We start from the raw sequence: 12,897 nt of genomic DNA, 5'->3' as shown, positions 1-12,897 counted from the left end.
TGCAAAAGCAGCAATCTATGAAAACCCCTCTCTGGTTTCCCCAAAGTTTTTTCTCTCGCACCCTCTGGCTGGTATTGATCGTTGTCTTGTTTTCCAAGGCTCTGACGCTGGTGTACCTGCTGATGAACGAAGACGTGTTGGTTGATCGTCAGTACAGCCACGGTGTTGCACTCACCTTGCGTGCCTATTGGGCGGCAGATGAAGAAGATCGCGACAAAATTGCCGATGCGGCCGGGCTGATCCGTGTAGTGGGCGGCGGTGTACCCGAGGGTGAACAACATTGGCCCTACAGTGGTGTTTATCAGCGTCAGATGCAGGCAGAGCTGGGAGCTGATACCGAGGTTCGCTTGCGTGTGCATTCTCCTCCGGCGCTGTGGGTACGAGCGCCGAGCCTGGGTGATGGCTGGCTGAAAGTCCCTTTGTATCCGCACCCGCTACGCGGGCAAAAAATATGGAGTGTGCTGGGCTGGTTTTTGGCCATTGGGTTGTTGTCCACAGCGTCGGCATGGATCTTCGTCAGTCAGCTCAATCAACCGCTCAAACGACTGGTTTACGCGGCCCGCCAGTTAGGTCAGGGGCGCAGTGTGCGCTTGCCGATCAGTGACACTCCCAGCGAAATGACCGAGGTGTACAGCGCCTTTAACCAAATGGCTGAAGACGTGGAGCAGGCAGGCCGCGAGCGTGAGCTGATGCTGGCAGGCGTGTCCCACGACCTGCGTACGCCGCTGACGCGTTTACGTTTGTCGCTGGAGCTGATGGGCAACCACAGCGACCTGACGGACGACATGGTGCGAGACATTGAAGACATGGACGCGATCCTTGATCAGTTCCTGGCTTTTATCCGCGATGGCCGTGACGAGCTGGTCGAAGAGGTGGACCTGTGTGAGCTGGTGCGCGAAGTGGTGGCGCCCTACAACCAGAACGAGGAGCGTGTGCGTCTTCGTTTGCAGCCGATTCAGCCGTTTCCGCTGCGTCGGGTATCAATGAAGCGCCTGCTCAACAACCTCATTGGCAATGCCCTGCACCATGCGGGTGAAGACGTTGAAGTGGCCGCCTATGTGTCGGGTGACGTCAGCGCGCCGTATGTGGTGCTGAGCGTGATGGACCGTGGTGCCGGTATTGATCCTTCAGAGCTTGAAGACATCTTCAATCCGTTTATCCGCGGGGATCGGGCACGAGGCGGTAAAGGGACGGGGCTGGGCTTGGCAATCGTCAAGCGAATTGCCTCCATGCACGGTGGCAATGTTGAGTTGCGTAACCGCTCGGGCGGCGGCCTTGAAGCCAGGGTTCGCCTGCCGTTGGGCCTGATGCTGCCGCGCGGAGCGGTGTAAAGATTGCGCATGGCGGCTGCAAGGTAGGCGCTGGCGAGGCGCGAGGCTGCGATCGGTCGCAAATCGGATCACGGCGGTGTTTGTGAAATACCGTGATCCGTGATCGTAGGGTTTACGACGGCTCTGGCGCCGATCACAGCCTCGCATTACTCGTCAGTGCCTACGGGCTTGTTTAGCCTTTGCCTTTGGTGCGCGTCATGTTCGGGCCGCTGTTCTTCTCCAGATGCTCGATGATGATTCCGGCCACGTTTTTACCCGTGGTCGTTTCGATGCCCTCAAGGCCCGGTGAGGAGTTGACCTCCAGCACCAGCGGGCCGTGGTTGGAACGCAAAATATCCACCCCCGCCACACTCAACCCCATGACCTTGGCCGCACGAATGGCGGTCATGCGTTCTTCCGGGGTGATTTTGATCAGGCTGGCGCTGCCACCCCGATGCAGGTTGGAGCGAAACTCCCCCGGCTTGGCCTGACGCTTCATCGCGGCAATCACCTTGTCACCCACCACGAAGCAGCGAATATCGGCGCCTCCGGCTTCCTTGATGTACTCCTGCACCATGATGTTTTGCTTGAGGCCCATGAAGGCCTCGATCACGGATTCTGCGGCCGTGGCGGTTTCACACAGCACCACCCCAATGCCTTGCGTGCCTTCCAGCACTTTGATCACCAGTGGCGCGCCATTGACCATTTCGATCAAGTCGGGAATGTCATCCGGGGAGTGCGCGAACCCGGTCACCGGCAAGCCCAGGCCGCGACGGGACAACAATTGCAGGGAGCGCAGCTTGTCCCGCGAACGGGCGATGGCGACGGATTCGTTAAGCGGGAACACCCCCATCATTTCGAACTGGCGCAGCACCGCGCAGCCGTAAAACGTCACCGAAGCGCCAATACGCGGGATAACTGCGTCGAAACCTTCCAGCGGCTTGCCGCGATAGTGGATCTGCGGCTTATGACTGGCGATGTTCATATAGGCGCGCAGGGTATCGATCACTACCATTTCATGGCCTCGTTCAGTCCCGGCTTCAACCAGACGACGAGTGGAATACAGACGCGGGTTACGCGACAGCACAGCGATCTTCATGCAACACCTGTGGCAAAGGTAGTAGTGACCGGAAATACCGGCTTGTCTTGAACGTATTTGAGCCCCGGATTGACGACCAGTTGGCCATCGATCAGTGCTTTGGAACCCAACAAAAGGCGATAACGCATGGACTTGCGGCAGGCCAGGGTGAACTCAACCTGCCAGACCCGATCCCCCAGCGCGAGGCTGGTGCGGATCACATACCGTACCTGGGTATGGCCGTTGGAGCTTTTAATGGTTTTTATCGCCACCAACGGGGCCTCGCAACGGCGGTGACGCAGTTGCACCCGCGTGCCCAGGTGGGCATTGAACCGCACCCACTCGACACCGTCGCGCTCAAACGGCTCGATTTCAGTAGCGTGCAGGCTGGAGGTACTGGCACCGGTGTCGATTTTGGCGCGCAAGCCCGCGACGCCCAAATCAGGGAGCGCCACCCACTCGCGAAGACCGACAACGGTCAGATGATCAAATGTCTTCAATATGAATAACCAGCGATTAACGTGACCAGGCCGCAGCAGGCGCTGGGGCCAATGCTTTCTATGCAGGGCTGGCGAACCCAAGAGCCTGCATCAGAAACTTTCTACACTCGCCCAGAACATCCCTTTTACCGACGCGTTTGATACTTTCGACAAGCACTCTAACGATCAATTTAGAACCCGCCATGACAAGCCCGCGAACATGTGCTGGTCGCGGGCATCATCACGGGTCGTTTAAACGCCGAATGTGCGGTATTCACGCAGAAACTGCTCCAAATGGCGACTGTTATCTCGCGTTCAAGTGTTTCATCCCTCGGCATGTCGTGTGCGATGCCAGGTTCATCTATTTACCTGAAACGGTAGTACAGTTCTGACTCTGTCTATGTAGAGGAATTCCAATGGCGCACAAGCAAGAGGACGACGACAAGATCCGTCTGGATAAATGGCTATGGGCGGCGCGTTTTTACAAGACCCGTGCGTTGGCCAAGGCGGCGATTGAAAGCGGCAAGGTGCATTGCCGGGGTGAGCGCTGCAAGCCGAGCAAAGAGCCGCGAGTTGGCGATGAGCTGCAAATCCGTGTCGGCCTTGAAGAGCGTACCGTGCAAGTCAAGACGCTGTCTGTGGTGCGCCGTGGTGCCCCCGAAGCGCAACTGCTGTATGCCGAAACCGAGCAGAGCATCGCCAAGCGCGAACAGGCAGCCGCATTGCGCAAGGCGGGTGCGATGGGTATCAGCACCGAAGGTAAACCGACCAAAAAACAACGGCGCCAACTGCATCAATTTCATGATGCCAGTGGCGCCGAGTAAATCCGCCTGACGGTGACGGATTCAGGCAACTGAAGCGGGTTGCCTAGCTGCGGATCACGCTCATGCGCGACACCAGCGGCAGGCGTTGCAACAGCGAGAAAATCGGTGCTGTAACGCGCATCAGTGCGTCAGAAACCTTGGCTGCAAACGGGGTGTAATAGCCCCAGCCCAAGGCGAGGAAAGCCAGCAGCAGCCCGCCGATGTAGTCGTCCTGGCCCCAATGGGCGCCCGCCACCAGGCGCGGCATCATAAACAGCAGCGTCAGGCCCCAAATCACGACCTTCTGACCTAGGGTGCGGCTGAACACACTCATGAACATGCCCCAGATCAGCAACACAGACGCATGGTCGCCGGGAAAGCTCTGGCTGGAGCGGTCTTTGAGTTCCCAGGTCTTTTCCAGGCCGGGGAAGTAATCGCTCAAGTGAATAGCGTCTTCAAACACCATCGAGGGGCTGTTGTGCTGCCAGCCCATAGCGGCTGTGAGCTTGGAAAATACCGCGCGAATCACCACCAACAGCAACAGAATCGCCAAAAAGCCAAATAAGGCGCGACGCACCTGGGTGGCTTCAAATACCCAGTTGCCCTTGATCAGCAGCGACAACATGATGATGCCGACGACTGCGTCAAAGGGTCGCAGACTTGCAACAGCCCACATGTGGAGCCATATAGGGTTATCAGCCAATGGGCGATTGAGCAGATGGAACAACCAGTCGTCGAAAGTCAGGCACAGAATTTGGCCGAACGGCCATAACCAGAAACACAGAAGTCCCAGAGCGAGTAAATTACATCCCGCTAGGGCTCCGAGGTTCCACCTTGTTTGGAACAGAGTGGGATTATTCATGACGTGCCCCCTTGGCTGGTTTTTGCACCATACCGGTGCTAAAAACGCGCCTTTATAAAGACTCGAACACATTTTGTCACCAATTTAGAACCCTATTCCTATGTCTGATCTACCTAAAACCGACGTCACTCAGCGCTTCATCTTCGACAACTCCGACACCCGTGGCGAGTTGGCTTCGCTGGATCACAGCTACGCCGAAGTACTGGCCAAGCACACGTATCCGCAGCCGGTTCAACAGTTGCTGGGTGAGTTGATGGCCGCCGCTGCATTGTTAGTGGGCAGCTTGAAATTTGAGGGGTTAATGAGTCTTCAGGCGCGCTCCGAAGGCCCGGTTCCCTTGCTGATGATCGAAATCACCAGCGAGCGTGAAATTCGCGGTCTGGCCCGTTTTGAAGCCGACCAGATCAAGGCGGATGCCACCTTGGCCGACCTGATGCCCAACGGCGTGTTGGCCCTGACCATCGACCCTGCGGTTGGTAAACGCTATCAAGGCATCGTCGATCTTGACGGTGCAGACTTGTCAGCCTGTTTCACCCACTATTTTGTGATGTCGCATCAGGTGCCAACGCGTTTTTGGCTGGCGGCTGACGGTAAACGCGCGCGCGGCATGCTCTTGCAGCAACTGCCTGCCGAGGTGATCAACGATCAAGAGGAGCGCGCCGAAAGCTGGCAGCGCCTGAATATGCTGGGCGACACCCTGAAAGTCGAAGAGCTGTTGGGGCTGGACAACGAAAACATCCTGATGCGTTTGTTTCACGAGGAAGAGTTGCGCGTATTCGCTGACGAGCGCATTGAATTCCAGTGCAGTTGCTCGCGCGAGCGTTCGGGCAATGCGCTGACCAGTTTGGGCCATGACGACGCACTCAATCTGGTCAAGGAACACGGAGGCCATATCGAAATCGACTGCCAGTTTTGCAACGAGCGCTATCTGTTTGACGCGGCCGATGTTGATCAATTGTTTGCCGGTGCAGGGGTTGAGTCGCCTTCCGGCACTCAGCACTAAAACGTTTCAGCGCAGGTAAAACCCCTGTCAAAGCCCCGTACAACGCGGTTCTGACAGGTGGACCCTACTTTTTTTGGGCGTTTCTGGCATAATCCGGCCCACTTTTTTCGCGGTAGTAGTGCAAAAATTTCTACTACAAAATGTTTGGCGCAATCGGCCAATGGCCGACGGGGAACCTCATGACGCAAGCTAATAACGCCGTGTACACCGATCTGAGCATCGACGATCTGGTCAAAGAAGCCCTGAACCGTGGTGAAGGTGAGCTTGCCGACAATGGCGCACTGGTTGTTACAACGGGCCATCGCACAGGCCGTTCGCCAGCTGATCGCTTTATCGTTGAAGAGCCGAGCACTCAGGACGCCATTGCCTGGGGCCCGATCAACCGCAAGTTCCCGGCTGACAAGTTCGATGCCCTGTGGGACCGCGTTTCTGCCTATCTGGGCGAGCGTGAGCGTTTCGTGTCCCACGTTCATGTAGGTTCTGATCCGGCGCACTACCTGCCCGTCAAAATGACCACCGAAACCGCGTGGCACAACCTGTTTGGCCGTTGCCTGTTCATCAACCCGGAGCAGTACAACCCGGCCGGCAAAGACGAGTGGCAAGTGATCAACGCACCGAACTTCGTGTGCGAGCCTGAGCGTGATGGCACCCACTCCGACGGTTGCGTGATCATCAACTTTGCAGCCAAAAAAGTCCTGATCGCGGGCATGCGTTATGCCGGCGAAATGAAAAAAGCCCTGTTCTCGGTTCAGAACTTCCTGCTGCCAGCGGTTGACGTTCTGCCGATGCACTGTGCGGCCAACATGGGCGAAGAGGGCGACGTGACCCTGTTCTTCGGCCTGTCGGGCACCGGTAAAACCACCCTGTCGGCGGATGAAAGCCGTTACCTGATCGGTGACGACGAACACGGCTGGGGCGTGGGCGTCGTGTTCAACATCGAAGGCGGTTGCTATGCCAAGTGCATCGACCTGTCCGAGAAAAACGAGCCGGTTATCTGGAAAGCCATCCAGCACGGCGCCGTGCTGGAAAACGTCGTACTCGACGCCAACAAAAAACCTGATTACACCGATGACAGCCTGACGCAGAACAGCCGCGCCGCTTACCCGCGTGAGCTGATCGAAAAACGCGCCCCGCTGAACCTGGGCGGCGAGCCAAACGCTGTGATCTTCCTGACCTGCGACCTGACCGGCGTACTGCCACCGGTGTCGATCCTCAGCGAAGAACAAGCGGCTTACCACTTCCTGTCTGGCTACACCGCACTGGTGGGTTCGACTGAAATGGGTTCGGGCAGCGGCATCAAGTCGACCTTCTCCACCTGCTTCGGCGCGCCATTCTTCCCGCGTCCGGCGGGCGAATACGCAGAGCTGCTGATCAAGCGCATCCGTGGTTTCGGCTCCAAGGTTTACCTGGTTAACACCGGCTGGACCGGCGGTGGCTACGGCGTTGGCAAGCGTTTCAACATCCCGACCACTCGTGCTGTGATCGCTGCCATCCAGAGCGGTGCGCTGATCGGCGCAGAAACCGAGCACCTGGACATCATCAATCTGGACGTGCCAAAAACCGTACCGGGCGTGGACACTGTTCTGCTCAACCCGCGCAACACTTGGGCTGACCAAGCTGCCTACGATGAAGCCGCCAAAGCATTGGCTGGCCTGTTCACCGAGAACTTCAAGAAGTTCGACGTGAGCGACGCGATCAAAGCGGCTGGCCCGAAGGCATAAGCCTTCGATCAGTGAGCTGATCCATGAAAAAGCCGCCTGAAAGGGCGGCTTTTTTGTACCTGAAGATTGACGCAGCTCTTGCGCGGGTATTCAGGCTTCCAGTGTTTGTGTATCCCAATGCCCGGCCTTGATCGCCTCGTACAGCATGCCAATCGTCAATGGCACTTTGCGTTCCCGGCCTTTGGCATTGCGCTTGAGGTGCGGGTCGTTGCCGGCCGGTTGAAAATAGCGGTAGGCATCGTAGTCGGCCAATTCCAGGCTGAAGTGCTGCTCCAGGGTTTCCATCAAGTGCTGGGCATCGCTGCCGTTGCACGCCAGGTCGATGTTGATCGAGGTCTTCAGGCTGACGGTCTTGTGTTCCGGCAGGCCGATTTCTTCGTGCAGCACCTGCATCAATTCGCGCAGGGTGCGAGAGTCCGGGAGGTCAGAGGCGAGTTTCATGGGCACGAGTCCTTAACAGAATGCGCCCAGTACAGCGCAGTCGCGTAGTCGCTGTCGAGGCACGAGGCTGCTATCGCGCGCGAAGCGGCCGTAAACCTGAGCACCGGGAGGGCCGCAGCCTCGCGCAGCTACACCGGTCTCAATGCCCGAACAATGGCAGCCGACGCTGTATCATCCCCTCTCAATTTACCCGCGACCTTTTCTCGATCTGCGCGCTAGCCTTTTGCGCTGTGCAACGGTCAATGGAGTGACAGTCATGTACAACACCCTGGAACAGGTATTCGGTTATCCACAGTTCAGAGCGGGCCAGGAAGCGGCGATCAGCGCTGTGCTGGCCGGGCGTTCGGCGGCGGCGATTTTCCCCACCGGCTCAGGCAAGTCGTTGTGCTATCAACTGCCTGCTTTATTGCTGCCCCACCTGACGCTGGTGGTGTCGCCACTGCTGGCGCTGATGCAGGATCAACTGGCGTTTTTGCAGCGCCACGGCATTGCCGCCGCCAGTATTGATTCGGCGCAGAGCCGCGACGAGGCCAATTCGGTCATGGCCCGTGCCAAGGCGGGAGAGTTGAAGATTCTGATGATTTCGGTCGAACGCCTGAAAAACGAGCGTTTCCGACATTTTTTGCAGCAAGTACCCCTGTCTCTGTTGGTGGTGGATGAAGCGCATTGCATTTCCGAATGGGGCCATAACTTCCGTCCGGACTATTTGAAGCTGCCAGACTACCAGCGCCAGTTCAACATCCCACAAGCCTTACTGCTAACGGCCACGGCGACGCCGAATGTGATCGCTGACATGCAGGCCAAATTCGCCATTGCCGAGACGGATGTCATCACCACCGGTTTTTACCGCGCCAACCTCAATCTGTGGGTTGAACCCGTGACCGGTACCGCCAAGCGCCAGCGTCTGGTGCAGTGGATGGGCGAGCGCAGCGGCCAGCCGAGCATTGTTTACGTCACGCTGCAAAAGACCGCCGAACAGATCGCGCAACACCTCAACCAGCACGGCATCAGTGCCAATGCCTACCACGCAGGTTTGCCCCACGATCAACGCGAAAGCATTCAGCGCCAGTTCATGGGCGGGCAACTGAACTGCATCGTCGCCACCATCGCCTTTGGCATGGGGATCGATAAGAGCGACATTCGCAACGTGGTGCATTTTGACTTGCCCAAATCGGTCGAAAACTACAGTCAGGAGATCGGTCGCGCCGGGCGTGACGGCCAGCCTTCGGACTGCCTGGTGCTGGCCAATCGCGACAGCCTGAACGTGCTGGAGAACTTTGTGTATGGCGACACACCGGAGCTGCAAGGCATTCGCTGTGTATTGGAAGAATTGAAGGCGGCCATTGCCCAAGGGGAGTGGGAATTCATGCTCTTGCCTTTGGCCGATCAGAGCAATATTCGTCAGCTACCGCTCAAAACCTTGTTGGTGCAACTGGAACTGCGTGGTCTGATTGCGCCGCGTTACGCCTATTTTGCCGAGTACCGTTTCAAATACCTGATCGAGCCAGACGCGCTGTTGGCCAGGTTTGAGGGCGAACGCCGGGATTTCGTGAGCGCCATTATCCAGACGTCCAGCCGTGCCCGTACGTGGGCGACGGTCAATTTCGACGCGCTTTATGCACAGCATCAGGCAGAGCGTAATCGGGTGGTCAAAGCCCTGGATTATTTCCAGGAGAAAGGCTGGATCGAGCTTGAAAGCAAGCAGATGACAGAGGTCTACAGCCTGCTGGCGAGCGACGTTGACGTGGACGCCTTGAGCGTTGAGTTGCACCGCTACTTCACGGCCCATGAGCAGGGCGAGATCGAGCGGATTCACGCGATGTTGGCCTTGTTTGCCAGTGAGACCTGCCTGAGCTATCGCCTGGCGCATTACTTTGGCGACGTGCAGGCACCGCAACAGTGCGGGCATTGTTCGGTGTGCGCAGGCCACGTGGCGCAATTGCCTGAGCCTCCCGCGCTGGCGCCGCTTGTGGATAAAAACTTCGAAGCCCTGTGCGACGCGTTTATCCACAGGCACCAGGCGTACGCGGGAAGTTATCCCCCGGCTGAACGGGTGACCCGATTCTTGTGTGGCATCAGTGTGCCGATGTTCACCAAGATGAAAGCCCGGGCGATTCCCGGTTTCGCCGTGCTGGAAAACTATCCCTACGCAGCGGTGCGTGACTGGGCGGCGGTGCATTTGCAGGCCATGTAAACCCAGCAATTACGCACAAAAAAGCCAGCTCCCTTGGTGGGGGGCTGGCGTTAGCGCGTTACATCAAACGATGTCTTTGTAGGTTGCCGGGTTGTAGGCCAGGCTCTGTGACAGACCGGCTGGCGGCACATACGGAGCGCCTTTGATGGCGCTAAAGGCGATGCCTTTACTGCCCAGCGAGGCGTAACGTTCGTTTTTCTCCGACTCGGTGATCTTTGTGTAGGAGTACTTGTGCATCGCTGCGTATTTCGCGTCGTCGCTCACGATGGCTTTGTGCTGGGTTTCCAGATCTGCCGCTGACAGGCTCAAGCGCTTGTCCAGTGGCACGCCCCAACGGGTCAGGCACATTTCAGCGAAGTGACGCACCACCACTCCCGGCTCAGCCAGCACTTTCGCGCCTTTATCACCATCAGCCGCTGCGTTGCCCACCAAAGTGGCGTGACGCCCGGCCATTGGGTAGATGTGTACGCGAGTGTTGGAGGCCGTTTCTGGAACGACGCAAGAAAACCCTTTAGAGCGTTCATCACGAGCAAAAAAGCCTACGTACTCCTGAACGTTTTTACCCAGTTCAACCCGTGCATTCTGGAAGTTCATTGGGCCTGGCACCGGGTCCACGGCGAAGATATTGACCGGGACGTTTTTCAGCTCATTGTCGTTGAGCATGGCGTTGGCCAGCATATGGCAGCTCACCGCGCCACGGCTCCAGCCCACCAGGTTGACCTGGGTCGGAATCACGCCGTCCTTGCGGAAGGTTTTGATCAGTTGCTCTTGCAACTGTTGCTGGGTCACGGCGCGGTTGCCGTAATCGTATTTGCGCCACATCCACGAACCGGTCACGGTCACATCTTCGATGGGAATGCCGGCCGCTTTGAGGCGGTTGTATTCGGCTTCGGTGAGTTTCTCGCGCTGCCATTCACACTTGCCTTTGAGAATGCTCAACACGTGCTTGACGTTCTCTTCCCAGCCTTTGCCGAACAGGCTGCCGGTCATGCCGTATTCCTTGTTCTGCACGAACATCTCATCGGCTTGCAAGTTGCCGCTGCCTGGACCGTCGACGACGATCCATTCGGCAAATTCACGGCCTTTGCTGTGGGCGGCCAGTGTCGAAATCAGCTCGCCATTCCAATAGTTTTCATGGGTGGCATCGAACTTGGTGGAACCGGTGCCGCAGAAGTAAACAGTTACTGTAGTCACGATAAATCCTTGCGTTCATTGGAGAGAACACAAGGTAACTGTCGGCAAAATCGCGTATCAGAAGGAGAAGTTACCGCGATAGGAAGCGATTCCAATGAGGCCTGTAGTCGCTGACGAGTAACACGAGGCTGCGATCGGGCGCGAAGCGGTCGTAAGGTCATTCAACCGCATTCATCGGGTTTATGATCACAGCGCACTCAGACGTCGCCTTCGGCAACTACTACCCCAATTTGCGTGTAGTCGCTGACGAGTAACACGAGGCTGCGATCGGGCGCGAAGCGGTCGTCAAGCCATTCAACCGCAGGCATCGGATTTACGGTCGGTTCGCAATCGGACGTCGCCTTCAGGAACTGCTACCCCACCAGCTCCTTGAGCACACGAGTAAAGTCGCGGCAGCTGTCGACTTCGTCAGCGTGATGGCCATCGCGTATCACCCACTGGCCATTAACCAGCACATCACGCACCTGACGGTCGCTACCGGCAAACAGCCAGCGATTGAGAATGGCGTCACCCTGGGCTGTGGCCAGGTAGGGATCGTTGCCGTCGAGTACCAGCCAATCGGCGCGCTGACCCACTGCCAGCCCACGGACCGGCTGGCCCATTGCCTGCGCGCCTCCGGCCAGTGCCGCGTCAAACAGCGTTCGGCCGACCATGGGTTGGTCGGCGCGATACACGCGGTTGCGGCGCTGGTCGCGCAGGCGCTGGCCGTATTCCAGCCAGCGCAGCTCTTCAACCACGCTCAACGACACATGACTGTCCGAGCCGATGCCCAGGCGGCCGCCTTGGGCCAGATAATCTACCGCCGGGAAAAGTCCATCCCCCAGATTGGCTTCCGTGGTCAGGCACAACCCGGCTACGGCCTGGCTGTTAGCCATCCGCGCTACTTCCGCCGCATTGGCATGGGTGGCGTGCACCAGGCACCAGCGTGAGTCGACGTCAACGTTGTCATACAGCCACTCAATCGGACGTTTGCCGCTCCAACTCAGGCAGTCGTCGACTTCCTTTTGTTGCTCGGCGATGTGGATATGCACCGGGCAGGTGCTATTGCTGGCGCTCAGCACGTCGTGGATTTGCTGCGCAGTGACCGCGCGTAAGGAGTGAAAACACAGCCCCAGCGTTTGGGCCGGTTGTTGGGCTATCAGCGGTTGTAACTGTTGGTGAAGTTGCAGGTAGTGCTCGGTGCTGTTGATGAAGCGCCGCTGGCCCTCACTTGGCGCTTGGCCACCAAAACCGGCGTGGCTGTACAGCACCGGCAGCAGGGTCATACCAATGCCTGCGCAGCAGGCGGCTTCGCTGATGTGCAGCGCCAGCTCGGCGGGGTTGGCGTAAGGTCGCCCAGAAACATCGTGATGCACATAATGAAACTCGGCCACCGAGGTGTAACCCGCCTTGAGCATCTCGATGTACAGCTGGCGCGCGATGACGCCTAGCTGTTCAGGGCTGATTTTTCCGACAAGGCGATACATCAAATCGCGCCAGGTCCAAAAACTGTCATTGGGGTTGCCAGCCACTTCGGCCAAGCCGGCCATCGCGCGTTGAAAGGCGTGAGAATGCAGGTTTGGCATGCCCGGCAGCAGCGGGCCGTGCACGCGTTCGGCGCCAGAGGCGTCGGCATTGGCTTCAAGGCTCAAGAGGAGGCCATCCTTGCCGACCTCGATTCGGACATTGGTCGCCCAGCCTGTGGGTAACAGCGCACGCTCGGCAAAGAAGACGGACATCGGTTGGGTACCCCATTGTTTGTTATTTGTATATACATATACAGACGTTTGCCTGCTCGGTAAACTCCGGCAAGCTACGCCTCTTTACTCTTCA

Annotated in this window: 11 protein-coding genes; 5 read left to right on the top strand and 6 right to left on the bottom strand. The window is 57.8% G+C overall.

The window, feature by feature from the left end; translation table 11 throughout:
- The first annotated feature begins 17 nt into the window (after positions 1–17).
- The gene (locus GYN01_RS15275) at positions 18–1,331 is read left to right on the top strand and encodes an ATP-binding protein (RefSeq protein WP_048364597.1); all 1,314 of its coding nucleotides are present in this window, start codon (positions 18–20) and stop codon (positions 1,329–1,331) included.
- Positions 1,332–1,503: 172 nt separating this feature from the next.
- Here GYN01_RS15275 and rimK read toward each other — a convergent pair whose 3' ends face one another.
- Positions 1,504–2,409 carry a 30S ribosomal protein S6--L-glutamate ligase gene (gene rimK / locus GYN01_RS15270; RefSeq protein WP_048364596.1) on the bottom strand — a complete coding sequence of 302 codons (906 nt, stop codon included), beginning with the start codon at positions 2,407–2,409 and terminating at the stop codon, positions 1,504–1,506.
- Positions 2,406–2,888 (bottom strand): retropepsin-like aspartic endopeptidase RimB, encoded by a 483-nt coding sequence (gene rimB / locus GYN01_RS15265; RefSeq protein ID WP_048400669.1) that lies wholly within the window; start codon positions 2,886–2,888, stop codon positions 2,406–2,408. Before rimB ends, rimK begins: the two co-directional genes overlap by 4 nt.
- Positions 2,889–3,283: 395 nt before the next feature.
- Between rimB and GYN01_RS15260 the strand changes: the two genes are divergently transcribed.
- A complete protein-coding gene (locus GYN01_RS15260; protein WP_048400667.1) occupies positions 3,284–3,691 on the top strand; it encodes an RNA-binding S4 domain-containing protein in 408 nt (135 codons plus the stop codon).
- Between the two features lie 43 nt (positions 3,692–3,734).
- Here GYN01_RS15260 and GYN01_RS15255 read toward each other — a convergent pair whose 3' ends face one another.
- Complete coding sequence (locus GYN01_RS15255; protein WP_048400665.1) at positions 3,735–4,532, bottom strand: phosphatase PAP2 family protein; 798 nt, start codon at positions 4,530–4,532, stop codon at positions 3,735–3,737.
- Between the two features lie 100 nt (positions 4,533–4,632).
- Here GYN01_RS15255 and hslO point away from each other — a divergent pair, with 100 nt between their 5' ends.
- Entirely contained in the window at positions 4,633–5,535 is a 903-nt protein-coding gene (gene hslO, locus GYN01_RS15250) for an Hsp33 family molecular chaperone HslO (protein ID WP_048400663.1), read from the top strand.
- A 179-nt stretch (positions 5,536–5,714) separates the two neighbouring features.
- Positions 5,715–7,256 (top strand): phosphoenolpyruvate carboxykinase, encoded by a 1,542-nt coding sequence (locus tag GYN01_RS15245; RefSeq protein ID WP_048364591.1) that lies wholly within the window; start codon positions 5,715–5,717, stop codon positions 7,254–7,256.
- A 90-nt stretch (positions 7,257–7,346) separates the two neighbouring features.
- Here the strand turns inward: GYN01_RS15245 and GYN01_RS15240 are convergent, their stop codons facing one another.
- A complete protein-coding gene (locus GYN01_RS15240; RefSeq protein ID WP_203307396.1) occupies positions 7,347–7,697 on the bottom strand; it encodes a DUF1493 family protein in 351 nt (116 codons plus the stop codon).
- Between the two features lie 256 nt (positions 7,698–7,953).
- Between GYN01_RS15240 and GYN01_RS15235 the strand changes: the two genes are divergently transcribed.
- Entirely contained in the window at positions 7,954–9,891 is a 1,938-nt protein-coding gene (locus GYN01_RS15235) for a RecQ family ATP-dependent DNA helicase (RefSeq protein ID WP_048400661.1), read from the top strand.
- Positions 9,892–9,954: 63 nt separating this feature from the next.
- On the opposite strand, the gene GYN01_RS15230 is transcribed toward GYN01_RS15235, so the two are convergent.
- Positions 9,955–11,085, bottom strand: a complete 1,131-nt coding sequence (locus tag GYN01_RS15230; RefSeq protein ID WP_203307395.1) for a hypothetical protein — start codon at positions 11,083–11,085, stop codon at positions 9,955–9,957.
- 353 nt (positions 11,086–11,438) lie between these two features.
- The gene (locus tag GYN01_RS15225; RefSeq protein ID WP_048400659.1) at positions 11,439–12,803 is read right to left on the bottom strand and encodes a formimidoylglutamate deiminase; all 1,365 of its coding nucleotides are present in this window, start codon (positions 12,801–12,803) and stop codon (positions 11,439–11,441) included.
- Between the last annotated feature and the right edge of the window lie 94 nt (positions 12,804–12,897).

The organism is Pseudomonas weihenstephanensis (assembly GCF_016812185.1).
Lineage (GTDB): Bacteria > Pseudomonadota > Gammaproteobacteria > Pseudomonadales > Pseudomonadaceae > Aquipseudomonas > Aquipseudomonas weihenstephanensis.
This window is presented reverse-complemented; position numbering and strand designations above follow the sequence as displayed.